Source organism: Proteus sp. fly-1008 (assembly GCF_040140305.1).
Classification (GTDB): Bacteria; Pseudomonadota; Gammaproteobacteria; order Enterobacterales; family Enterobacteriaceae; genus Proteus; species Proteus vulgaris_B.
Genome location: NZ_JBEEWH010000007.1, coordinates 146,301 through 171,751, shown reverse-complemented (window position 1 = coordinate 171,751; position 25,451 = coordinate 146,301). Strand labels below are relative to the sequence as shown.

23 protein-coding genes are annotated in these 25,451 nt (G+C 37.7%); 4 read left to right on the top strand and 19 right to left on the bottom strand.

Annotation, left to right across the window (positions count from 1 at the left end; all coding sequences use genetic code 11):
- Window positions 1-46 precede the first annotated feature (46 nt).
- Window positions 47-874: a hypothetical protein gene (locus ABN256_RS13295; RefSeq protein ID WP_349439551.1), complete on the bottom strand. Its 828-nt coding sequence runs from the start codon at window positions 872-874 to the stop codon at window positions 47-49.
- Between the two features lie 176 nt (window positions 875-1,050).
- On the bottom strand, window positions 1,051-3,324 hold the full coding sequence (metE, locus tag ABN256_RS13290) for a 5-methyltetrahydropteroyltriglutamate--homocysteine S-methyltransferase (protein ID WP_196554331.1): 2,274 nt from the start codon (window positions 3,322-3,324) through the stop codon (window positions 1,051-1,053).
- A 106-nt stretch (window positions 3,325-3,430) separates the two neighbouring features.
- Between metE and metR the strand changes: the two genes are divergently transcribed.
- Window positions 3,431-4,384, top strand: coding sequence for an HTH-type transcriptional regulator MetR (gene metR, locus ABN256_RS13285; RefSeq protein ID WP_349439549.1), 954 nt, complete (start codon window positions 3,431-3,433; stop codon window positions 4,382-4,384).
- Here metR and ABN256_RS13280 read toward each other — a convergent pair.
- The 6 genes from ABN256_RS13280 to ABN256_RS13255 all read right to left on the bottom strand — a co-directional run bounded on the left by ABN256_RS13280 (window position 4,299) and on the right by ABN256_RS13255 (window position 12,088).
- On the bottom strand, window positions 4,299-5,171 hold the full coding sequence (locus ABN256_RS13280) for a carboxylate/amino acid/amine transporter (protein ID WP_197269605.1): 873 nt from the start codon (window positions 5,169-5,171) through the stop codon (window positions 4,299-4,301). The genes metR and ABN256_RS13280 overlap by 86 nt on opposite strands.
- A 2-nt stretch (window positions 5,172-5,173) precedes the next feature.
- Window positions 5,174-6,823: a Na+/H+ antiporter gene (locus ABN256_RS13275; RefSeq protein WP_072069503.1), complete on the bottom strand. Its 1,650-nt coding sequence runs from the start codon at window positions 6,821-6,823 to the stop codon at window positions 5,174-5,176.
- Between the two features lie 393 nt (window positions 6,824-7,216).
- Window positions 7,217-7,720, bottom strand: coding sequence for a GNAT family N-acetyltransferase (locus ABN256_RS13270; RefSeq protein ID WP_072069504.1), 504 nt, complete (start codon window positions 7,718-7,720; stop codon window positions 7,217-7,219).
- A gap of 127 nt (window positions 7,721-7,847) precedes the next feature.
- On the bottom strand, window positions 7,848-9,194 hold the full coding sequence (locus ABN256_RS13265; protein ID WP_164525884.1) for an NCS2 family permease: 1,347 nt from the start codon (window positions 9,192-9,194) through the stop codon (window positions 7,848-7,850).
- A 759-nt stretch (window positions 9,195-9,953) separates the two neighbouring features.
- Window positions 9,954-11,141 (bottom strand): MFS transporter, encoded by a 1,188-nt coding sequence (locus tag ABN256_RS13260; protein ID WP_196554328.1) that lies wholly within the window; start codon window positions 11,139-11,141, stop codon window positions 9,954-9,956.
- A gap of 200 nt (window positions 11,142-11,341) precedes the next feature.
- The gene (locus ABN256_RS13255; RefSeq protein WP_502929698.1) at window positions 11,342-12,088 is read right to left on the bottom strand and encodes a sulfite exporter TauE/SafE family protein; all 747 of its coding nucleotides are present in this window, start codon (window positions 12,086-12,088) and stop codon (window positions 11,342-11,344) included.
- Between the two features lie 185 nt (window positions 12,089-12,273).
- Here ABN256_RS13255 and ABN256_RS13250 point away from each other — a divergent pair, with 185 nt between their 5' ends.
- Window positions 12,274-12,852: a helix-turn-helix domain-containing protein gene (locus ABN256_RS13250; protein WP_069368071.1), complete on the top strand. Its 579-nt coding sequence runs from the start codon at window positions 12,274-12,276 to the stop codon at window positions 12,850-12,852.
- A gap of 47 nt (window positions 12,853-12,899) precedes the next feature.
- Here the strand turns inward: ABN256_RS13250 and ilvN are convergent, their stop codons facing one another.
- Window positions 12,900-13,184, bottom strand: coding sequence for an acetolactate synthase small subunit (gene ilvN / locus ABN256_RS13245; protein WP_006535577.1), 285 nt, complete (start codon window positions 13,182-13,184; stop codon window positions 12,900-12,902).
- A gap of 3 nt (window positions 13,185-13,187) precedes the next feature.
- Window positions 13,188-14,885: an acetolactate synthase large subunit gene (gene ilvB / locus ABN256_RS13240; protein ID WP_197269608.1), complete on the bottom strand. Its 1,698-nt coding sequence runs from the start codon at window positions 14,883-14,885 to the stop codon at window positions 13,188-13,190.
- Between the two features lie 91 nt (window positions 14,886-14,976).
- Here ilvB and ABN256_RS19245 point away from each other — a divergent pair, with 91 nt between their 5' ends.
- Window positions 14,977-15,144: a hypothetical protein gene (locus ABN256_RS19245; protein ID WP_420902346.1), complete on the top strand. Its 168-nt coding sequence runs from the start codon at window positions 14,977-14,979 to the stop codon at window positions 15,142-15,144.
- 190 nt (window positions 15,145-15,334) lie between these two features.
- On the opposite strand, the gene ABN256_RS13230 is transcribed toward ABN256_RS19245, so the two are convergent.
- The 9 genes from ABN256_RS13230 to rbsK form a co-directional block, all read right to left on the bottom strand.
- Window positions 15,335-16,846 carry a YfcC family protein gene (locus tag ABN256_RS13230; protein ID WP_197269609.1) on the bottom strand — a complete coding sequence of 504 codons (1,512 nt, stop codon included), beginning with the start codon at window positions 16,844-16,846 and terminating at the stop codon, window positions 15,335-15,337.
- A gap of 101 nt (window positions 16,847-16,947) precedes the next feature.
- Window positions 16,948-17,895 (bottom strand): carbamate kinase, encoded by a 948-nt coding sequence (gene arcC, locus ABN256_RS13225; protein ID WP_340894859.1) that lies wholly within the window; start codon window positions 17,893-17,895, stop codon window positions 16,948-16,950.
- A 15-nt stretch (window positions 17,896-17,910) separates the two neighbouring features.
- Window positions 17,911-18,903: an ornithine carbamoyltransferase gene (gene argF / locus ABN256_RS13220; RefSeq protein ID WP_196554324.1), complete on the bottom strand. Its 993-nt coding sequence runs from the start codon at window positions 18,901-18,903 to the stop codon at window positions 17,911-17,913.
- Between the two features lie 134 nt (window positions 18,904-19,037).
- Window positions 19,038-19,139 (bottom strand): leader peptide SpeFL, encoded by a 102-nt coding sequence (gene speFL, locus ABN256_RS13215; protein ID WP_197269610.1) that lies wholly within the window; start codon window positions 19,137-19,139, stop codon window positions 19,038-19,040.
- A 306-nt stretch (window positions 19,140-19,445) separates the two neighbouring features.
- Window positions 19,446-20,234: a sulfite exporter TauE/SafE family protein gene (locus ABN256_RS13210; protein WP_197269611.1), complete on the bottom strand. Its 789-nt coding sequence runs from the start codon at window positions 20,232-20,234 to the stop codon at window positions 19,446-19,448.
- The gene (locus tag ABN256_RS13205; RefSeq protein WP_197269612.1) at window positions 20,234-21,085 is read right to left on the bottom strand and encodes a MurR/RpiR family transcriptional regulator; all 852 of its coding nucleotides are present in this window, start codon (window positions 21,083-21,085) and stop codon (window positions 20,234-20,236) included. The genes ABN256_RS13210 and ABN256_RS13205 overlap by 1 nt, the downstream gene beginning before the upstream one ends.
- Before the next feature lie 24 nt (window positions 21,086-21,109).
- Window positions 21,110-22,474: a PTS transporter subunit EIIC gene (locus tag ABN256_RS13200; RefSeq protein ID WP_349439542.1), complete on the bottom strand. Its 1,365-nt coding sequence runs from the start codon at window positions 22,472-22,474 to the stop codon at window positions 21,110-21,112.
- Between the two features lie 42 nt (window positions 22,475-22,516).
- Window positions 22,517-23,428, bottom strand: coding sequence for an N-acetylmuramic acid 6-phosphate etherase (murQ, locus tag ABN256_RS13195; RefSeq protein WP_197269614.1), 912 nt, complete (start codon window positions 23,426-23,428; stop codon window positions 22,517-22,519).
- Window positions 23,429-23,666: 238 nt separating this feature from the next.
- Window positions 23,667-24,587 carry a ribokinase gene (gene rbsK, locus ABN256_RS13190; RefSeq protein ID WP_072069515.1) on the bottom strand — a complete coding sequence of 307 codons (921 nt, stop codon included), beginning with the start codon at window positions 24,585-24,587 and terminating at the stop codon, window positions 23,667-23,669.
- Between the two features lie 179 nt (window positions 24,588-24,766).
- Between rbsK and deoC the strand changes: the two genes are divergently transcribed.
- Window positions 24,767-25,435: a deoxyribose-phosphate aldolase gene (gene deoC, locus ABN256_RS13185; protein WP_072069516.1), complete on the top strand. Its 669-nt coding sequence runs from the start codon at window positions 24,767-24,769 to the stop codon at window positions 25,433-25,435.
- Window positions 25,436-25,451 lie beyond the last annotated feature (16 nt).

Below are 25,451 nucleotides of genomic sequence, written 5' to 3'. Positions count from 1 at the left end.
CATCCCATAAGAGAAAACGCATTATGTTCTTAATAATTAAAATTGATTACAGCAAACCTTCTTCAATTAACGCGTCATGGAAACGTTGTTTCTCTTCTGGCGTTGCTTGAATACGCTCTAAAGGCACATCTAAAGCATAAGGGATATTTTGTTGTGGTGAATAAACAGCTAAGACATAAGTATTTCCATTTTGCTCAATCACAATAGGAGGTGTTTTCTTATTTCCTGAATAAGCAATACGAATATCTTTACCATCTAAGTTAAGATGATAAGTTGCAATAAATTGCTTATTACTCACAACCATTTTTGCCGGGATTGCTATTAATTTTAAAGGCTGAGTGCCCACTGATAATAATGCTTTTCTCACCTTACTCGTTAGTATTTGACGATAAATAAAAAAGATCACACTAAAACCAAATAAGCCGATAAAAATAATCGTACTAATTAAGCGAAGCCAAATATTATCTATCGCCACATCAACGGTCATTTTACTGAGATCATTTGCATCAGCGACGGGTTCAACTAACACATCTTTAGGGCCTAAATCTAAAAAAGTAAAATTACGCGAGACTTCATTGCCTTTATAGCGTAAGTCAACACTACAATTAGTCAAAACAAAGAGTTGAGAGCGACAAGAGCCATTTACTGTAGCATCAACAGGTACTGCATTCTCACTGATTTTATAATCATAAAGAATATTGGGAATTTGATAAGCACTAAATACAGTCATTACTAACATGAAAATAACTAAGAATAAGGTGCGAAATAATCCACCATCTCCTCTTAGTGGAACTAATTTCAAAGGTCGAGTTGGAAAAGCATCTAATACCTTATCCGAAAGTTTAATGCTAGTTTGCACAATAATTATATCCATAAAATTAAAGAGTTTTCGCAGTATAGCAACTCTAATGAATATCAATAATAAGATTTGTTCTGAGTTTTAATTAATTCTCTTTTTTATTTATATAAAATTAGCCTGCTATTTTGATGATGTAACTCTTTATCAAAGTAATCATTCAAAAAATAGCAGGCTAATAAGTAATTATTTTATTATGCGTTTTGGCGTAAATATTTAGCCGCTTCCACCATATTTGCTAATGCTGCACGTGTTTCAGTCCAGCCTCGTGTTTTTAATCCGCAGTCTGGATTCACCCATAAACGCTCTGCTGGAATACGCGATTGCGCTTTTCTTAATAATCCCACAATCCATTCCACATTGGGCACGTTAGGTGAGTGAATATCATAAACACCTGGCCCAATTTCATTTGGGTAATCAAAGTGTTCAAAGGCTTCTAAAAGCTCCATATCTGAACGTGATGTTTCGATAGTAATCACATCAGCATCCAATGCAGCAATAGAATTCATGATGTCATTAAACTCGCAATAACACATATGAGTATGAATTTGGGTGTCATCATCAGCGACAGCGGCACTTAATTTAAAGGCATCAACTGCCCAATCAAGATAAGCTTGCCATTCATCACGACGCAGTGGTAATCCTTCTCGTAAGGCTGGTTCATCTATTTGGATTATACCAATACCCGCTTTTTGTAAATCGTCTACTTCATCACGTAGTGCTAACGCAATCTGTTTTGCAATTGTTTCACGCGTCACATCTTCACGAGGGAACGACCAACATAAAATTGTCACTGGCCCTGTTAGCATTCCTTTGACTGGCTTTTCAGTTAATGATTGTGCGTAAGTTGCCCAATCCACAGTAATGGCTTCCGGACGACTAATATCTCCAATAATCACTGGTGGTTTTACACAACGTGAGCCATAACTTTGTACCCAACCATTTTGTGTAAAGACATAGCCATCAAAATGCTCGCCAAAATATTCCACCATGTCATTACGTTCAGCTTCACCATGCACTAATACGTCGAGGCCTAGGTTTTCTTGCTCTGTTATCGCTTGCTTAATATGTTCACTGATATTTTTGCGATAAGCGACTGTATCAATATTTCCTTTTTTAAAATCAAGGCGCACAGTACGAATTTCAGTAGTTTGTGGAAATGAACCAATGGTCGTGGTTGGCCATAATGGCAGATTAAACCGAGCACGTTGAACTTCTGCGCGTTGGGTATAAGGTGAATTTCGTTCACTGTCTTGCGTTTTAATCGACTCTAAACGAGCGGCCACTTTGGCATTATGCACGCGAGTAGAATGTTGACGTTGACGAATTGGGGCACTGTATTGTGCTAATTGATCATCATACTCGCCTTCGGGTGCATTTAGTGCCCTAGTCAACAAAGCCACTTCTTCACATTTTTGAATAGCAAAAGCAAACCAACTTTTTACTTCATCATCAAGTTTAGTTTCTGCCTTTAAATCAATTGGGCTGTGCAGTAATGAACATGAAGTTCCGATCCATAATGGACGTTTATCTTTTAGCGCAACGACTTGCTGATAACGTGTACTCAAATCGGCTTTCCAAACATTACGGCCATTAATGACACCTAATGACAGCACCCAATTTTTAGGTAATGTTTGATGTAAATGTTGCAAATCATCTTGGCCTGCTGAAATATCAACATGAAGCCCATTAATAGGTAAGTCCTTAATAATATCAAGATGATGAGAAACACTATCAAAATAAGTTGTTAGTAGTAATTTAACCTGCCCCGCTAATGCTTGATAAGCGGTTTGGTATGCGTTTTGCCATTCAATTGGTAAATCCAAGACCAATGCAGGCTCATCAATTTGTACCCACTCAATACCTTTTTCTTTTAATGCATTAAGAACTTGTTGATAGATAGGTAGAATTTCTTTTAAAAGCGTTAATCTATCAAATTCAGGTCCTTTTACTTTGCCTAACCAAAGATAAGTCACTGGACCCAGTAGCACCGGTTTTATTTTATGACCAAGAGCTAATGCTTCATCTACTTCATCTAATAACTCTTTCCATGCAAAGGTAAATGATTGACCTTGTTGGAATTCTGGCACGATATAGTGATAGTTAGTATTAAACCATTTCGTCATTTCAGATGCGGCAACAGGTTTACCCGTTGGCGCTCTACCACGCGCAACTCTAAATAATGTATCAAGATCTAATGAGCCATCTTCATTACGGTGGCGAGGTGGCACGTTGCCTAACAATAGACTTGTTCCTAATACTTGGTCATACCAAGCAAAATCACCAACAGGTAATAATTCGACACCTGCATCTGCTTGTTGCTGCCAGTGACGAGCACGAAGTGTTTTACCCACTGCGATAAGTTCTTCTTGTGAAATCTTGCCTGCCCAATAATTTTCTTGTGCCTTTTTTAGCTCTCTATCTAAGCCAATACGAGGGAAACCCAGTGTGTGATTGCGAATTGTCATAATTAAAATCCTATTTTTAGCCGTCTAGATGTTTACACATCCATAATCTACAGGTAGTGTATAAATCACAAGCGCAAATTTTTCATCAACAACCTGAAGGTTTCTCATGATAGAAATAAAACACTTAAAAACGATATTGGCACTAAAGCACACTGGCTCTCTTGCTAACGCAGCAAATCAACTACATCAAACACAGTCGGCTCTTTCACATCAATTTAGTGAATTAGAACATCGTCTGGGTTATCGAATTTTTGTGCGTAAAAGCCAACCACTGCGTTTTACTCCACAAGGTGAAATACTGGTCAAATTAGCTGAAGAAGTTCTGCCTATCGTACGCAGAGCGATTGAAGCGTGTAATGAGCCGGGGAGTTCAAATTTAAATATTGCGATTGAATGCCATAGTTGTATTCAATGGTTAACACCCGCATTACAGCAATATCGCCAAACATGGCCTGAAGTCAATGTTGATTTCCATTCGGGGGTTACGTTTGATCCACAACCAGCATTACTACAACGTGAATTAGATGTAGTACTAACTTCTGATATTTTAGATGATGCACGTTTACACTATACTCCGCTGTTTGACTATGAAGTTAAACTGGTTTTATCGCCCGACCACCCTCTCGCAAATCGCTTACATATTCAGCCACAAGATTTAATTGCAGAAACCTTATTTATTTATCCTGTGCAAAGAGAGCGTTTTGATGTGTGGCGCCATTTTTTACAACCCGCAGGAATAACACCACATTTTAAACATGTCGATAATACATTGTTGTTAATTCAAATGGTTGCGGCTGGCATGGGGATCGCTGCTCTACCTCATTGGGCAGTAGAGAATTTTGAAAAACAAGGATTAGTGGTGACAAAAACATTAGGTGAGGGATTATGGAGCCGGTTATATGCAGCCAATCGCAGTGGAGAGCAACATCAACCGGCAATTCGTGAATTTATTCGTTTATCAGGTCAGCACGCTGTTAACAATCTTCCTTTTGTAAAACAGGTCGGTGTATCCAGCGCCGATGGAACCAAAGCGATGCAACAATCAGGCTCGCGCCTATGATGAAACTTGGCCAATTTGGATGTTGTTGCCAAATAGAGAAATTCACTAATAACCCAGCTGGAACCATCATGTTATTCATAATAGCTAAGGTTCCAGCATCAACTTGTGTAGCACCATAGTTCCACATGAAATAGCCTATTCCAGAAGCCCCTATTCCTAACCAGAATAAAACCCCCCATTGTAGTGATGTTGTTGGCATTTTCTGCCAATCAGCAAAACACAATGCACCAACCAGTGAAACGGCAACTGCACCAAGATAAAACCAAGAAAACGCATGATGTTGTGGAATTGGATGTACTTCCATTAATCGCTTATAACCCACTTGGCCGATAGCAAAGAAAATATTAGCAAGTTGCACTAATAACAGCCCATACCAAAAATCATCACTTAAATGGTCATAACGAATAATAGCGGCGCCTAACACTGCTAATAAAGAGCTGAATACATAACCCCAGCGTAATTTTTGACGTTCTAATAGATCATAAATTAACGTGACATAAAGCGGTGTTAATACGGTAAACAGTAAGAATTCTGCGACGGTCAAATAGTTATAAGCATGGAAGACAAACAGATACATGATACCAAGTTGGCAAGCTCCCACACTCATATAAAGCAAAATTACCTTAAAACGAATTCCCTTCCAACGTAAGAAAGGTAAAAAGACCAAAGCCGCTAAAGAAACACGGATCAAAACAGAAAGCCAACTATCAACCTGACCCGCGAGATATTCGCCAATCAGGCTAAAAGAGGCTGCCCATAACAGTGTTGTAATAATGAGCAACCACATAATTAACTATCTTTCTCAACTAACAGCGCTTCCATTAAATCCAATTCATGTAGCAATAATTGGAGTGTTTCATTACTGATTTTTCGCGTAGCCCTTAAATGGTAAAGCTCACCACGTTCAGCACGTAATGCAGTTAGGCGAAAACGTCTTTCAAGATCTTCTTCTAACATGTTATGAACCATTTCATCTTGAGTTGCAGTACGACGTCGTAAATAGCCCGTTACCCGAGAAGCAACTTCATTAATTTCTTCTGCATCGAGTTGCTCTTCTGTACTCGCGGCTAAACGCTCTTCCATTTTATTCAAGCTGACAATCGCCACTTCTGCCATGATTTTTCGCGCATAACGAACTTCATTTTTATCGGCTTCTTTATCGGTAGTTTTCACGCCTTTCAACAGGAAAGGAAGCGAAATAATACCGACAAGGATTGACAGTAAAATAACACCTGCTGCGATAAAGATGATTTGATAACGCCCAGGGAAAGTACTGCCATCGGTTAAAAAGAGTGGAATAGAAAGCGCACCAGCTAGAGTAATCGCACCACGAACACCAGCAAATGACGAAAGCCACAGTTCACGCGTTGTATAATTGGCGAAATCAAGTGGGTGTTTTTTCATAAAGATACGGCTAATTTTTTTCATCAGCCATAACCATGTAAAACGTAAAATAAGTAATGCAAAATAGATGACGAATACGGCAGCAAACAACATCCATACTTCAACTTCTGGATCAAGGTCGGCTTGAATAACAGAGCTTGTCCAAATAATCGGAAGTTGTAAGCCAAGCATAATAAAGACCAGGCCGTTAAAGACAAATTCAAGCATTGACCACACACTATCAGCACGTAAACGCATTGCGAGTGGTGCATTACGAATAACACCGGATTTACTGATAGTCATACCGGCAGCAACTGCAGCTAAAATTCCTGAAAAACCAATATGCTCTGCAATTAAGTAGGATGCAAAAGGTAGCAATAACATAAAGACGATTTGTGTAGCAGGATCATCACCACTCCAGCGACTCATTAATCGCAGAGATTTACTGTAAATCAAGGTGACGCCAATACCGGCCAGTAGCCCGCCGACAGCGACTTTAAAGAACTCAAGTGTTGCACCACCCACAGTAAACACCATGGTGCCCATTGCCACAGCAACCGCAAATTTCAAGGCAACCAGACCTGAAGCATCATTCATTAATGCTTCACCCTCTAAAATGCCCATTATCCGCTTAGGTATTCGCCCTTTACCGACAATAGAAGAAAGTGCTACCGCATCCGTTGGAGAAAGCACCGCCGCTAATGCGAATGCAGAAATCAGAGGGATACTTGGCATCATCCAATAAATTAAATAGCCAATACCAACAACAGTTACCATCACTAAAACAAGTACAAGAATAAAAATTTCACGCCCATTTTGAATAAATTCTCGTGTTGGCGTTTTCCAACCATCAACAAACAACAAAGGAGGGATCAATAGGACGAGGAATAATTCAGGATCAAAAGTGACATGTAAACCAAACTGAGGCCATGCCAATAAAGCCCCTATCACAATCTGTATTAATGGTAACGGAACACGAAAGGGAATTAGTTTTGTAATAACTCCCGAAACTGAAACCACCAGTATTAAAATCAAAATAGTAAAGAAAATTTCCATGTTACCCTTACATGCCTATTTTTATCCCAAAAACCTGTTATCTTTTCCTTAAAAAAGAAAACCCTACTGAATGATAAAAAAACACACCCTGCAAAAACTTATGCGCCATGCCTTTCTTTACCTTTCCTTATTTTAAACAGATCCCACACAGACTCATGCGCGATTATTTAAAATTAAGATTAATCGTATCTAACGTAACAAATTGCACACTTCTCATTACTCTCTATTTATTAACGGCATTAAACATCGAAAGCATACGTTTTTATTTCTCTTTTTCCGTCTAAACGATGTAATTACTCGTATACAAACGTAAAACATTAAGAAATTAAATAAAAATAACAAATAAAAGACAATGTCGATTAATTTTTAGAGCCGCATCGCTTATTTACATGATTATTCAATCGTTCTTAACATCGACATCATGACAACATCACAATACTTTCCGTCTCTAAATGCTGCTTTACGGCGTATACCTTCAACTTCAAAGCCTAATTTTTTATATAAATGTAAGCCTTTTTCATTATCTGAATACACTTCCAACTCTAAACGTGTTGCGGCTAACCAATTGAATGCATAATCGATTGCTGTATTGATAAGTAACTTACCGACACCTTTTCCGGAGTACTCGGCACCCACACCAATACCAAAACTTACAATGTGGCGACGACGAGGATGATTATCAATTATCAGTGCTAAATGTCCCGCAACTTGACCATCAATAGTTGCTACAAAATTAGGAATATTTTGTTCTGCGAATTCGAGTAATCTTTTTTTCCACATCGTCACAGAAGGGTAAGGAAATTGGCAAGTACAAATATATAAATCAGGATGAGTATATAACTGTTGAATTGCGGCTGCGTCGTCTGGTTCGCCATGGCGTATTTTTATTTCTTGCATATATTCTACCAATTATTTAACAACTAAGCTTAATTTCGACAATAGCGAATTAAAGTAGATAAATAAATAGTAAAAAAGCGGAATATAGATATATTCCGCTTTTTGTCTTTAAAACCGATGATTCGAATTAAATCGCCCACTCACCCGCATAAAATGCCACTAAAGCAATTGTAATTAATACGGTACCAATATTGAGTTTACGCCATTCGCCGGCAAATACTCGACCAATCACTAAACAACCAAAACCTAGCATAATGCCAGTAACAATATTACACGTTAAAACAATAAAGACGGCACACACCATGCCTGACATTGCATCAACAAAATCACTGAAATCTAACTTAGTGACATTACCTAGCATCAATAAACCCACATACATTAATGCAGGTGCCGTTGCATAAGCTGGAACTAAATAAGAGAGAGGCGATAAGAAAAGGATCAGTAAAAATAAAATACCCACCACAGTTGCAGTTAGTCCGGTTTTACCACCTGCGGCTGTTCCAGCAGCTGATTCAACATAAACGGCTGCAGGTGCAGCACCAATTACACCTGCAAAAATACTACTGACAGAGTCAGAAGTCAGTGCTTTTCCGCCATTAATAATTTGTCCACGTTTATCTAATAAATTGGCTTGACCGGCAACGGCACGAATAGTCCCGGTTGCATCAAAAATCGCAGTCATCACTAACGCAAGAACACTTGGTAGAACTAAAGGCTGTAATGCTCCTTTAATATCCATTGCAAATAATAAAGAAAGCCCTTCTTCACCTAATTGAGGCATTTTAAAAACACCTTGATATTTTACATTAGGATCGAAAATCAGCCCAATAATAGAAATGGCAACAATCACCAATAATACGCCACCTGGGACTTTGCGTTTTTCTAATCCGAAAATAGCAGCTAAACCTGCAAGTGACATCAGAACAGAAAATGAAGTAAATTTACCCATCGCCACAGGTAAACCATCTAATGGATTTTTAACGACAAGTCCAACGCTATTGGCGGCAATTAAAAGTAAAAATAAACCTATCCCTATTCCTGCGCCATGAGCAATACCTGTCGGAATATTTTTTAAGATCCAAGTACGAATGCCAGTTAATGAAAAGACAGTGAATAAACACCCCATTAAAAATACGGCGCCTAATGCAACAGGCACAGAGATATTTTGTCCCAAGACCAAGCTAAAAGCGGTAAATGCTGTTAATGAAATAGCACAACCAATCGCCATAGGAAGATTTGCCCACAATCCCATTAGAAGGGAGCCCAATCCCGCGACTAAACAGGTTGCAATAAAAACTGCAGTATGCGGAAAACCGGCTTGTCCTAGCATGCTAGGAACAACAATCACGGAATACACCATAGCCAAAAAAGTCGTCAAACCGGCGATCATTTCTTTGCGAACAGTTGTACCACGAGCTGTAAGTTTAAAATAGCTATCCAGTTTACCAGTAGTTGCTGATTGATTAGCAGACATTACATTCCTCTGACATAAAAGCGGTTCACTCTCCAAAAAACGAAAACGATTACGTATCAATTAAAATAACCTCTTACTGATAAGGATCTTAAGAGGGAGTCAAAAGCAAACGTTTGGTTTTTCGTGTGGATTGAGTGAGAGAATTTGACGCAAACGATTATCTTGTGCTTTTAGGGTAAGAATCAAGCGAAAAAACATATTTTTAATAAAAATGTCATAAAAAGATAATTTAAAGTGAGAGAAAAAGAAAAAGAGGAAAGCCACTACCGACTTTCCTCATCATTCTACTTTTGTGCGGCCATCCAATGTCATGCTTATTCCATAGTATAAAAAAAGATTAACCAATTGGTTTAATTGAATTTATATTACATACCATGATAACTAGGTATATCTATCTATTATTAGTAACTTTAATAAGTTGCTTAGATAAATAATACCTTCCGTTCCCAATGTGTGGCGATTAATGATTTGCAGTATTCATGATTTTTATCTGAAGATAGTATTATCTTCTACTTCTAACGTTAGATGAATAAACGTCGTTTTAGCAAATTACTTCTGTTCAATATAAACATTTCTAGATTATTCTTAATAACTTTTAAAATAAGTACAATTACAAAAGATAATTATAATCATTTATAAAAAACAATAAGATAAAATTTGAATATTGAGAAATTAAGAAAAGGAAGACTTCCTCTATCGTATTCCTATCACCCTAAATGGAATACGATAAAGAAGAAATAATATTAAGATGAAATAATATTAAGGTGAACTGCTATTGAGTGCTTCAACACCCACATTCCAACGTTCCATAGTTGAAACTAAGAATAAACCTGTCATGGCGACCAATAGGAATGGTAGTGAAGATGAAGAGATTTCTGACAACGCCCCTGCCAGCAAAGGCCCAGATAAATTACCCACTCCCCATAACATGGCTGCTGATGCATTAGCGACCATCAGATCATTACCTGAGAAATATTGTCCTATTTGCACCAATGCAATGGTATATATCGCACCCGCTGTTGCGCCCAACACCAGTAATAAAGGCCAAATTAAAAATGAGTGAGACATAGTGATAGGTAATAATAAGCTTGCAAGTAGCGTTACCACACCACAAATTCGATATAACCGAGTCCTATTCATATGATCAGCAAGCCAGCCAAACGGCATTTGCATAATGGCATCACCTGCTAAAATCGCACTTATCATCATTGCGGCAATAGCTTCAGTGTGTCCCATACTTAAACCATAAATAGGAAACATAGAAAGTACGGTACCATCAAAAAAAGCAAAGAAAACAATACCGCCACAGATTGCTGGTGCAACTTTAACAAAGCGAATAATAGAAAAATTAGGCTCTTGTGTATCTTTTGGTAATTTATCACCCGTTTTTTGATCCATCATTAAAAACAGGATAATTGAGATAATATGAATAAAGACGCTAATTAGAATCGGTGTTTTATCTGCAACGCCATAAAGTGCAATAATTGAAGGCCCTAATAACTGGCTAATAGTAAATACCGTGGTATATACCGCTAAAATCCGCCCACGTTTATTATCTGGTGAAAGCTCATTAATCCACGTTTCTCCTAAACAAATCATCACACCACTGGCAATACCAGTGATTAATCGCAAAGGAAATAACAACTCTAGAGGTAAACTTCCCATTAAAGGTAATAAGCTTATTGCAGAAACAATGGTAGCTAATAGCATGGCAAAGCGTTTACCAATCCATTGCACAATACGTCGAGCAAAGGGTGAAATAATTAACATCCCAATAGCTGGTGCGGCAGAAATAAGTCCGATGATAGATTCACTAATACCCGCTAAATTGAGGCGTAGTGCAACCATGGGAATAGTTAATCCGATAACAATCCCGATAACGCCAATACTTACCGTGATAGTTGTTATCGCAAAAACTTCAGATTGGCGATAATTTTGATATGACATGTTATTTTGTTTCTGTAAGTAACAGAAACCTCTGTAATAAAAGAAAGGTAGTTAAATAAAATATTGTTGTATTATAAGGGATAAGAAATAGATAAACATGCTTAAAAAATAACATTAATTAGAGAAAGATCTCCATTTAGCTCACGAAGATCTTTGCCTTTCACAATATTCTCACTCCACCATAATTTACCCTAAAGATCTTAAGAGAAATAACGGTAAATAAGCACAGCACCAGATATCAATACAATGGTATAAATCACACTCATAAATCGTGCTTTCGACATACGTAATGTTAAATTTCGCCCTAACCAAACACCTGCAAACATGGCTGGTAAGAAAATAACAGCTAACTTAAGAATATCTAATTGCCAATAAATTCCTGCAAATAAAAAAATCACAACTCGAGTTAATGTACTGAAACCAATCAACGTCGTTTGTGTAATACGGAATTTATTTTTATCTGCAATTCGTCCTGACAAGTAAATGGCATATAAAAAGCCACCACTGCCAAATAACGCACTAAATACGCCGCCAATTAATCCAAAAGGATAAACTAAACGCTGAGAAAATCGGCTTTCTTGTTTTTTCCAAAATAGTGCATAAAGTGCATAACAAGCAGCAAAAATACCGAGAAGAAGAGAGAGTAAGTCCGGGCGGGTTGTTAATAGAATACTCGCACCGATAAGGCTACCAATAATAATCAGCGGAATAAGATAGCGTATCTCTTTGAAATCAGCTTGTTTTCCATCTCTTAATACATTAACCACAGCGGCACTTAAATCAATTAATGCCAATAATGGCACTATCATTGAAAGTGGTAAATAAATTGCCAATACAGGACCTGCAATTAATGCTGAGCCAAATCCCGCCATACCAAAAATAACATAAGCAAAAAATAAGGTCAGTAGGCACACAAAAATATCAGCCCAACTCAGTAATTCCATCACAATAAGCCTTAAATAGTTATCATTTTCAAAAATGATATTAGCTTAATTATTAAAAATCGAACAGCTATCATAAAGCTATTCATAAAATACAGCAGAAATAGGATCTCATTTTTCCGAAGACGGTTAATTAGTGTTATCATCTAATAAGAATGGCACTTTTAAACTAACGATATTTTGAATTGGCAATGAACCCACAACCTCCTAAAAAAACGAATGAGTACCTTGGTAATAAAGTCAAACAACTAAGACAATCTCGAAACTTGTCACTTAATGAGTTATCAAGAAAATCGGGAATATCCAAGGCTGCATTGTCAAAATTAGAATCTGGTGATTCTAATCCGAGGATCGATACCTTAGAGGCTATCGCAATAGCGCTTGGCTTTCCTTTGGGAGATTTATTTAGTTTTACACGCGAAGAATATCCTCGTTTAGAACGACATAAACCTATCGTTGGTGATTATGCCCAAGAGTTTAAATTCCGTATTGGTATCGGCAATATTACTGAGATTTGGCATATTGAGATGAAGCATGGCGCGATTATTAATAGCCCTGCTCACGCTGATGGTACTCAAGAACACATCATGGTCTATTCCGGTAAATTAATGATGCGTTTTGATAACGACGAAACCGTCTTATTAGAAACTGGGGATTTTTATGCTTTTCATGGCAATGCCCCCCACTCTTATATCTGTGTGGAAGGACACCTACGCGCATCCGTGATTATGTCTAGCCCAAATCAACAGCATTATCATCACCGCCCTTAAGCACGATATTGGCTCGCTCTTAATGATAAAGAGAGAGCCAATCTGCATTAATTTAAATAACTTTCCATTTGCTCAAAAACTCGTAAATCGTCGCTAAATCTCACTTCTTTTACATCTTCAAGCTTTTCTACCTGACTGACCATCTGCATTAGGCGATCATCTTTTTGCACTAATAGCCAAATACGACTTTTATCACTATTTTTCATTGGTAAACACAAAATGCCATCGACGTTAAATGCGCGACGAGCAAAGAGACCACAAATATGGGTCATAACACCGGGATGGTTGCGAACAATCAATTCCAGCGCGATAGGTTGTGATTGGTTTGACATAAATTAAGCTCCTATCATCTCAATATTTGCAGCCCCTGGTGGAACCATCGGAAACACTTTTTCATGGATATCAATCATAACGTGAATTAAGCAAGGCCCTGGTTTTTCAATAGCAGCTTGCAATGCACCTGCGGGATCTGCTTCCTGGTTTAAGTCACAGGTATCTAAACCAAAACCTTGTGCAATACGAATAAAATCTGTTTGATAAGGGTAAGCTGCAGCATAAATGCGCTCTTCAAAAAATAGCGTTTGTTGTTGGTGAACTAATCCTAATGCCTGATTATTAATCAAGATAATTTTGATATCTAATTGGTGTTCAGCCGCAGTGGCAAGCTCTTGAATATTCATCATAATACTGCCATCCCCCGAAAAGCAGAGGATTTTCTTATCTGGCTCAGCTAACGCCGCACCAATTGCGGCAGGTAAACCAAACCCCATCGTGCCTAATCCACCTGAAGTTAGCCATTGTCGAGGTCGATTTAACGGATACGCTTGTGCTACCCACATCTGATGTTGTCCTACGTCAGTCGTAATAATCGCATCATCATCTACGCAATTTGCGGCCGCCAATACAATACCGTAACCACTCAGAATATTTTCAGAGTTTTTCATCTCTAATGGATATTCTTGTTTCAGTGTCGTAACACGTTCTATCCATTCATTACGTTTATTGGTATTAATCAATGGTAATAACAGTGATAACACTGATTTTGCATCAGCATGGATCGCGATATCAGGGCGTTTGATCTTGCTAATTTCAGCGCGATCGATATCAACATGAATAATTTTAGCATTAGGGCAAAACTTCTCTGCTTTACCGATGGCACGATCGTCAAATCGAGCCCCTAATACAATCAACAGATCCGCTTCTTCTAAAATAAAGTTAGTACTACGAGTCGCATGCATACCCAACATCCCCAAATACAAAGGATGTGAAGGTGGCATTAAGCCTAACCCCATTAAGGTCATGGTTGTTGGCAGATTATTTTTCTCTGCCAATTCAATTGCCTCTTTACATGCCTCAGAGCTAATAATTCCCCCACCTAAATATAAAACGGGATTTTTAGCTTGATTAATCATTTGTGCCGCTTGTATCACTAAATCAGTATTAAAGGTGGGAACAGGATCCTTTTGTGGAATAGGTGGTAACGCTTCTAATGTAATTGTGGCTTGCTGAATATCTTTAGGCACATCAACCCAAACTGGTCCCGGTCTCCCTGACATTGCTAAACGGAATGCATCACAAATAATGCTAGGTAAGTCCGCAATATCGCGTACTAAATAGTTATGTTTAGTAATGGGAATAGACATGCCATAGGTATCAACTTCTTGGAAAGCATCGGTTCCGATCATGGCTGAAGAGACTTGGCCTGTAATACAAACCAAAGGAATAGAATCCAGTTTAGCATCAGCAATAGCTGTCACTAAATTCGTAGCACCTGGACCACTTGAGGCAATACACACAGCAGGTTTACCATTTGCTCTTGCAATACCTTGTGCAATAAAACCCGCACCTTGCTCATGGCGAGTTAAAATATGTCGAATAGAGTTACTTTGGCTCAATGCATCATACAAAGGAAGTGCAGCTCCACCTGGAATACCCGCAACTGTCGTAATGCCTTGTCGTTCCAGTAAATAAACGATTAATTGTGCGCCAGTAAACGTTCTACTTGTTGTGGCGTTTTCTTGTTGATCACCCATTTTTATCTGTCCTTTGTTCTAAGCCGGACTTGATGGGCAGGTAGAAATGAAAAACCCCGCCCAGTTAGTGCGCCGGCGGGGTTTCGAAACTGTGTTGATTCGGACCCGTTACGGCGCTTTGCCGACGACCACCACCACACGCACGACAACCACAGCCGCAATGTGCGCTGTTAGTCGTAGACTTTGTAGTAGAGTAGTGATGATCATGGGTTACCTATCAATTAATTTAATGATGTGTTTACGTGTTATCTGTATTTAAAAAAACATAACTTCTACAAATTAACAACCTTTTTTTTCGGTTTATTTTTTATCACCACTAAAAACGAGAACTAGATCACTTCTAATGAAAATCAAAAAATAATGACGATAACAGCACAAAAAACCAGATTAATTTCACATTACAGAATAACCAAAAATCCTTTTATCTGCGTAAACACACCAACTCAATTTTATAAAAACGCAACTTGCACTAAGAGTAATGTTGCCGAAAGTACAAACATAAATACCACCATTGGCATAATAAATTTGAGCCATTTGTTATAGGAGATATCTAACATTTGCAAGGTTGCTAACACCAGTCCAGTAGGAGCTAAGAACAACATAATATATTGCCCCCAATTATATGCTGACACTACCATATAACGAGGAACACCGACTGCGTCTGCTAATGGTGCCATAATTGGCATCGCTAAAACCGCAAGGCCAGAAGAAGAAGGAACAATAAAACCTAAACAAATAAAAACAACGAGCTGTGCTAATAAGAATAGGCTTGGTGGCATTCCTGCAACCATATGAGACATAAACTCAAGGATAGTATCGGCAATTTTACCTTGTTCCATCACAAGGTTAACACCTCGCGCTAAACCAATAATTAATGAAACGCCTACTAATTCAGATGCCCCGTGAATAAATCCATCAATGGCCGTTTTTTCTTTTAATCCAGAAAGGAAAATAATGACGATGGCAATGGCTAAAAAGAGAGCAGCCATTTGTGGAAACCACCAGCCCATATCCATGACACCCCAAACCATAATAGGGAAAGCGGCAACAAATAAGCAGAGGATCACTTTACGACGCCATGAAAATTCTAATATTTCGCTTGGATCGTAATTACTTAAAAAGCGCTGTTTAAAACTTTCGGCATTTTCATAGTTATAAGAAAAAGCAGGATCTTTTTTGATTTTTTTACAATACCAATATAAATAAACCAAAACGCCAATTGTACCTATAACTAACCCAATCGTACGAAAGCCAATCCCTTCAATAAAACTTATTCCTGATGCATTTGAGGCAATGACCACAGAGAATGGATTAACGGTTGAAAATCCAGCCCCCATTGAAGACGCAAGAAAAATAGCCCCCACACACACAATAGCGTCATAACCCAATATTAAGAATATCGGTACTAATATGGGATAGAAAGCTACGGCTTCTTCTTCAATCCCACAACTTGTCCCGCCTATGGATAATATAATCGTGACACCAAATACCACTAAAAACTCTTTACCTTTGGTTCGATTTGCCAGTGCTGTTAAACCTGCATTGAATGCACCGGTTTTATTAACAACCCCAATAAGCCCCCCCAAAACAAGAATGAAAACAATAACATCAGCTCCCTCTATCGTCCCTTTCACCATACTTTCGGTAATATCCATTATCCCTTTGGGTTGCTGTGCTACACGTTCATAGGTTCCAGGTATCGCTATTGGTTTTTTAATTGTTCCATCAGTAAATTTATTAATTTCAATAGAGACATTTAAATCGTTTAATGTCGCTTGAGTTGCAGGTAATACTTCATGAGAACCATCTATTTTCGCAACCACTAATGATGGTTCTGCTGAGTTATAACTTAATCGTTGATATTCGCCTGCCGGAATAATCCACGTTAAACCAACCACAATTACTGTAATTGCAAATAAAATAGTAAATGCGGTCGGAAACGCAAACTTTTTAAGTTTCATAGCGTCCTCGACTTAAATAAGAGGTAACGACTGCCAGTAGAAATAATATCTAACTGGCAGTGTTTATTTTTAAAATTAGTTTTAGAATAATAAAAATAATATTAATTAGAGATAATTATTGTGCCTGTTTTTCCTTCTAAAGCAGATAATGCATTATCTAAAGAAGTAATAATTGCTTGTGCATCCTTGTGACTTTCTTTTATAAAATTAAGACAAGCTTCAACTTTAGGTAACATACTTCCTTTAGCAAATTGCCCTTGAGAAATATATTCTTCAGCTTGAGAGAGTGTTATTTTATCTAAGTTGACTTGCTCTGGTTTATTAAAATTAATTGCCACTTTATCAACAGCCGTTAATATCAGTAAAATATCCGTTTTTAATTCGACAGCTAATTTAGCACTGGAGTTATCTTTATCAATAACGGCATCAATGCCCTCTAATAAATTATCTTTCCTAATAACAGGAATACCACCGCCACCAACCGTAATCACGACGATATTGTGTTCAACTAACTGTTTAATAATCGGTGATTCTACAATTTCTAACGGCTTTGGTGATGGAATAACGCGACGATATCCACGCCCTGCATCTTCCATAAAATGAAAACCATGCTCTTTTTGAATCGCCTCAGCTTGCTGTTGAGTATAAAACGCACCAATTGGTTTTGTAGGTGATAAAAAAGCAGGATCATTTTTATCAACAACCACTTGGGTCACTATTGTTGCACATCCATGATTTTTATTTAGATGTCGTGCACACAATTCATCATTAATAGCTTGTTGTAAGTGATAACCGATATAACCTTGGCTCATCGCACCACATTCAGCAAATGGCATATAAGGCGTGCCAATATTTTGTTGTGATGCATAATCCATAGCTAAATTTATCATCCCAACTTGTGGGCCATTACCATGACCAATAATGACTTGGTAACCTTTCTCAACCAAATCTACGATAGGCTTAGCGGTTTTTCGTACTATCTGCTTTTGCTCTAGTGGCGTATTTCCTAATGCATTTCCCCCTAAAGCAATAAATACCTTTTTAGGCATTGTTAACTCCTTGCTTTAGCTTAAAGTGGCGAACATAACTGCTTTAATGGTATGCATACGGTTTTCAGCTTGATCAAAAACTTTTGATTGGCGAGATTCAAAAACATCATCAGCCACTTCCATTTCACTCAAACCAAATTTCTGATAAATATCTTCACCAATAATAGTTAAACGATCGTGAAATGAAGGTAAACAGTGTAAGAAAATCGCATGAGGATTTGCCATTTTCATCATAGAACTATTCACTTGATAGGCTTTTAATAAGCGAATGCGCTCATCCCATACACTATCTGGCTCACCCATTGAAACCCAAATATCGGTATAGAGAACATCCGCGTCTTTTGCCCCTTTTTCAATATCCTCGGTTAACGTGATAGAGCCTTCATTTTCTGCCGCGATTGCACGACACTCTTTCACCAGTTGCTCTTCAGGCATTAAAGATGCTGGGCCACACGCTGTAAAATGTAAGCCTAATTTCGCACAAACCACCATTAAAGAGTTAGCAACATTATTGCGAGCATCACCAAAGAAAGTCAGCTTAAGCCCTTTTAAATGACCAAAGTTTTCTTCAACAGTCAGCATATCCGCCAACATCTGAGTTGGATGGAATTTATCAGTAAGACCATTCCATACTGGTACTCCTGATTTCGCCGCCAGCTCTTCAACTAATGACTGATCGAAACCACGATATTCAATACCATCATAGAAACGCCCTAACACACGTGCAGTATCTTCAATAGACTCTTTTTTCCCCATTTGTGATGAGCCAGGATCAAGATAAGTCACCCCCATTCCTAAATCATAGCCCGCAACTTCAAAAGCGCAGCGTGTCCGTGTTGAGGTTTTTTCAAATAATAAAACAATGTTTTTACCTTCCAAAGAACGATGAGGAATACCGGTCATTTTTAATGATTTAAAATGTTTAGATAACTTTAATAAATATTGAATTTCAGCAGATGAAAAATCGAGTAATTTTAAAAAACTTCTACCTTTAATATTAATAGACATAATAATCCTATCTCCTAATTATTCTGATAATAATAGAGTTAAAAATGATTTTTTATTTATAAAAATAGAAACTCCCCCAATAACACACGTTATTAGGAAATATGCTTTATATTTTTAGCGTGAGGAAAGAGAGCTTAGCCGTTAAAAACGGAGAAATGAAAACATTGACGTTTTTTATACATCATAATGTGGGCAATACGTCTAATATGAGGCGTTTTCCTATTATTATTTTCCATAATACTAGTACCTTCATCTATAGGTATTAAATGAGGGTTACAGTGAAACATATAGGAATTAACATTAATGTGATTATCATCTCAATTATCTATTTATGACTAAAATCATATCCCATTAAAAACAAATAATAAATCAAACATCCCATTAACACACAGATATTATAAGGAGAATTGAATTTATATTATAAAACTATCTCAATTAAATTAATAAGATAATATAAAATAAACCAATAAAAACAATCAGGCTTTATTTGGTTATTATTTATTATATTTTATAAATGTTAATATCAATGATATATTTTAACATTAAAATAATTTAGCCAGCATCATTACAGCACTACAAATAATTAAAACTAAAGTCGCATACTGAAACACCCTATCAGGCATCCTTATTAGCAACCATTTAGACAGCGGAATCGAGATCAACGAGCCTAAAAATAACAAAAGCGCCAAATGAATATCCGTATGCCCGTCTTGCATATAAGCCAGTGCCGAAGATCCCGATAACAATGTTGTGGTAAATATAGAAGTACCAATGGCCTGCTTAATAGAGAGGTTTGCATAACGTAGTAATAACGGTAATACAACTACACCGCCCCCCACACCGGTTGCACCTAAAATAACCCCTGCCATAACCGCAGGAAGTAAAAGTGCTTTAATATTTAAAGGTCCTAGTTTTATATTTTCAATCACAACCGGAGGTGATGAGAAAAACATTCTCTGCACAAAGAGAAAAAGAGAAAAAACAATCGCCCCCACGACAAGCGCATTAATTCCCCACTCTACTTGTTGCTGATACTGCTCTAATGAACCCAAATAGTTAACCAAAACGCTGGCCAAAAAGGTACTTGGTAGCATTATTCCTAATACAATCATTGCTCTTTTAAAAGGAATATTGCCAAGGCGAAAATGCATATAAGACGAGGTGACCTTCATCAACATCGATAATAAATTTGCAGTCGCCACAGCCATTAATGCATTCATACCAAAAAAATACGTCAATACAGGTAAAACAATAACACCCCCACCCACGCCCGTTGTGCTAATAATTAAACCAATAGCAGCACCCACCGCTAATGTGGTAATAAGTAACATTATTGATTTCCTTGCATGACAGCTTCTCGCCCTTTTAATAAGGCTTTTTCTGCTGACTCACTCGCCAGTGTCATATATTTAAAAAACAACACATCAAAGGCGACCATTTGTAAAACTTGTGGCGTGATCACCCCTAATTGAGAATGCTGTTCGTCATAAAAATAGGGCAATGTATAATCGGATAATCGAGTTGCTTCATCTTGTCCAAAACGCGTTAATGCCACCGTTAAACAGCCTTCATTCTTTGCTGATTTCAGCATCCGATTAATATCCGCCGTATTTCCTCTAGCCGTGACAGCAATAGCAATATCATCAGAAGATAAATTAGCGGAATAAGCCAGTTGAGCATGAAGATCCGAACTAAATAAGGCGTTTTTATTCACACGAATAAGCTTATGAAAAATATCACTTGCTACAACTGCTGATGCTCCAATACCAAACAGGACAATACGTTTAGCTGAGACCATTTTTTCAGCCAGCAGATCAATACACTTGGGATCTAACAAAGCCAATGAATCCTGAATAGCGCTAGTAAATAGATGACCTGTTTTTGAAATAATTAATTCTGTCGGATCTGTTTTCGCTAAATTACCATAAAGAATATCGCCACTGCTTTTTTGTTGCTTTTCTTCTGAAAGATAATCAATTTTAAATTCAGGATAACCACGATATCCCATTTGACGAGAGAAACGGATAACAGAAGCACTACTTACACCGGCTTTAAGTGCCAGATCAGCCGCATTCATACTGGCAATATTCTCACTATTCTCCAATAAATAATGAGCAATACGTTGTTCTGTACCTTTGCCTTGTGTTAGCAAACTTTCAAGCTTTTTTGTCAGCGTTGACATTCTGTTATCCTTTTTATCACTGGCTTATTTTTCTGGATCAGTAAAACCCATTAGCATACTGGCAATAAAACCGACAATCCATGCACCTAATACCGCGATCAGGAACTTAATAATTTGCCCATCACCAACTAACGGAATTAATGATAACCCAGCAGTACCAAATGGAATAATGATCCCCACTTGGAAATATGCCATTAATGCACCACCAGCAGCACCACCAATACATCCCGCTATAAAAGGTTTTCCTAATGGAAGAGAAACACCAAATAATAGCGGCTCACCGACACCAAAAATACCCACAGGTAATGCGCCCATTAATGTTTTCTTTAAACGTTGATTTTTAGTACGTAGATAAACCCAAAAACAAGAGCCTACTTGCCCCATTCCGCCCATAGCTAAAATAGGGAACAGGTAATTTAAACCAAAAGTATTTAAGATTTCGGTATGAATAGGAATTAATCCTTGATGTAATCCTGTTAAGAGTAAAAATAAGAAACTCCCCCCTAACGCAGCACCAGTTACAACCGCACCACCACCTTGATTTAATAGTGATAATGATACGCCTTGCGCTAATAACTGATTAAGGTAATGACCGATAGGTTGGAATATCATAATCGCCACAAGTGAAGAGACTAAAATCGTCACAAAGGGCGTAAGAATAAGATCGAGACTCTCTTTAACGATGCTACGAAACCACAGTTCTAATTTTGAAGAGAATACCACAACCATTAAGACGGCAAAAATTCCACCACTGTTTGGCTGTAATTTCTCACCAAATAACGTGATATCAGCAAGCCCTGGCATGGCTAATAATCCAGCCATTACCGCGCCAATTGAAGTTGATGCACCCAACTCTTTCGCTGTATTTATCCCAATCATAATGGAGAGATAAGCAAAAACGGTACTGCCGATTAATTTGAATAATTTAAATAACTCAGGGAACTGATCTACTAAACCGGGAGCCATTAAACGAATAATATTAATTAGCCCCATAATCAAGCCACAGCCAATTAATGCGGGGATCGTAGGAACAAAAATAGCTGCTAACGTATTAAGCATACGGCGAATAGAAAACCCTTTTTTCACAGGTGTTGACGCAGGCTCATCTTCACTACTTGCTGAACTTTTTTGCATACGCTTATTCATGATGGAATAAACTTTTGCAGCTGTTCCCATTCCGACAATCACTTGATGTTGCTCACCATTAAATACAACACCTTTAACGCCTTCGACTTGTTTTAAAGCATCAGCATTAAACAGCGAACTATCCTTTAAAACCAATCGAATGCGAGTCATACAATGTGTTAAGGTTGCCACATTTTGAAACCCACCAGCATGTTTTTCTATTTCTATTGCTAACGTGTCGAGGTGTTCTATTTTATTAGCCATATGTATGCCTGCTAAAGTTCAGAGTATTTACTCATATTGTTATTAATTAAATAGGGCAAGTTGCTGTTGTAGCGAACGATAAGGATATTGCTGTGTGATTTGCTCAACTTTCTCCACACTTAGATGAAGCTCATACATTAAAATGGCTTTTCTAGGATGATAATTAACCATTTGTAATAGTGTTCTGGCTCTTTCATTGGAAATTCCACACACTTCGCTAACAATACCTTCAGCACGACGTTGTAATTTCTCATTACTCGCAATCACATCTACCATCAGGTTTTTATGCACTTTACCGAGCTTAGTCATTACACTGGTGCTTAACATACCCAAAATCATTTTTTGAGCTGTACCACTTTTCATTCTTGTAGAGCCAGTTAATACCTCTGCGCCTACGTCTGGTGCAATAGATAAATCAGCAATCTCACTCATCTCACTTTTTCCACGCGTGGTAATAGATATTGTTAACGCTTTTAATTCCTTGCCATATTGCAACGCGGCAACCGTAAAAGGAGTTCGGCCGCTTGCAGCAATACCAATAACGACATCTTTATTACTAACATGGCGACGTTGAAGCTCTTCAATTGCCGCCTCTTGGCTATCTTCAATATTTTCAACTGCTTTTAGCATTGCATCATGACCACCTGCAATAATGGCCTGCACTAATGTAGAAGGTACACCAAAAGTTGGCGGACATTCGGCACTGTCTAATACTGCTAATCGCCCACTCGTTCCTGCACCAACATAAAAAATACGCCCACCTTTTTGCAAACGTTCAGTAATTTTTTCTACCGCATAGGCAATAGCTGGTAATTCTTTTTTGACTGCATTTGCAACCGTCATATCTGCACTATTGATTAATGTGACCAATTCCAATGCACTTAACTCTGAAAATTGGGTTGTTTCTTGGTTACTTTCATTTTTAAGACATTGGCTCAATGCATCTTCTTTCATCACAACAACCTTATGAAACTAAATTTCAATTAAAAATACATTTAATGAAATTATATTTCAATCCTATTTGTCCTGATGGTGTGAAATAAATCACATAATACGAGATCTTTTTCTGTAGAGAAAAATTTAATAGTCATCATCAATATAATTTAATTAATTGATTTCAATGGAGTTCTCTCAATTATCTTATGAGCTAGATAACTGAGAGAATAGAAAGGAGTGGTTATGAAAAAGGATATTACTTTGCTTGTGACAAAAACTGCCCAAACTCTTCAATACTCGGATAAGAAGATTGTGTGCCTTTTCCGGCGACACTTAAGCCTGAAAACATCACCGCTTTATTTAATGCTTCTTCAATATTATTAGTGTGAACATAATAATGAGAAAAACAACCAATAAAGGCATCGCCTGCTCCACTGGTATCTATTGCATCAACTTCAATAGCAGGAATATATTTTTCAATTTCACCATTCATCCATAATGCGCCTTTCTCACCTAATGTGACGATGACATTCTTAAAGCCTTTTTGTAGTAAAGAACAAGCGGCTTCGCGAATTTCATCCATTGTGGTGATTGGCATACCTGTCAAAATTTCAAGCTCTGTTTCATTCGGAACAAAAAAGTCACAACGGGCAGCAATATCAAGATCTAATGCTTTTGAAGCAGGTGCAGGGTTAAATAACACAGGAATATGGTGTTTGTTACCAAACTCAATAGCGTGATAGACCGTTTCAAGCGGGATTTCTAATTGCAGTACAATTATTTTGCATTTTTTCAGGCTATCTGCTGCTCTATCAATATCTTCTGGTGACAAATGTTGATTAGCACCCTTAACAATTAAAATACTATTTGATGATTGAGAAGTCACAAAAATAGGTGCAACACCGCTTGTTGTACCCGGCACTTTTTCAACATAGCGTGTGTTAATGCCATAAGATCCTAAATTCATGATGGTGTTATCCGCAAAAATATCATCGCCAACTTTTGTTAACATCATCACTTTTGAATTTAATTTAGCAGCAGCAACCGCTTGATTTGCTCCTTTACCACCACAACCAATTTTAAATGCCGGCGCCTCAAGGGTTTCACCCTCTTTTGGCATCCTATCTATATAGGTGATCAAATCCACCATATTTGAACCAATCACTGCGATATCCATAGCGCCTCTTACTCTTATGTAAAATTTATAAATGTGAAAATAGTGACATTCTGATAGATGTATAACAGTATCATGTTATTTAAATATCATTTGTGATTGTTATCTCGTTAAAACGGCACTAATATGTTGCCAAAGTAACATGAGTGATAAATAACAATCTTCTTATTAAGGAATATACAATGCGTCCATTAGCTAATTATATCGATCATACCCTTCTTGCTGCAGATACAACTGAAGCACAAATCAAGAAATTGTGTGCTGAAGCAGCTGAACACGGTTTCTTCTCTGTTTGTATTAACACTTCTTACATCCCTTTAGCAAGAACTTGCCTTGAAGGAAGTGATGTAAAAGTATGTTGTGTTATCGACTTCCCATTTGGTGCTGGTTTAACTGCAACAAAAGCATTTGAAGCCGCTGAAGCTATCCGCCAAGGCGCACAAGAAGTCGATATGGTTATTAACATTGGCATGTTAAAAAGCGGTCGTTTAGACTTTGTAAAACAAGATATCGAGGCCGTAAAAGCGGCTTGTGGTAACACAACACTGAAAGTTATTTTAGAAACTTGCTTATTAACTGACGACGAAGTACGTTTAGTGTGTGAAATGTGTCGTGAGATCCGCGTTGATTTTGTGAAAACATCAACAGGATACAGTACAATGGGCGCTACAGAACATCATGTTGCATTAATGCGTAAAACAGTGGGTGACGAAGTGGGCGTAAAAGCGTCTGGTGGTGTTCGCGATCGCCAAACAGCATTAAACATGATCAAAGCAGGTGCAACTCGTATTGGTGCTAGCGCAAGTGTCGCTATCGCAACAGATTCAGATGCACCTGAATCAAACTACTAAATAGTTTAGCGTATAT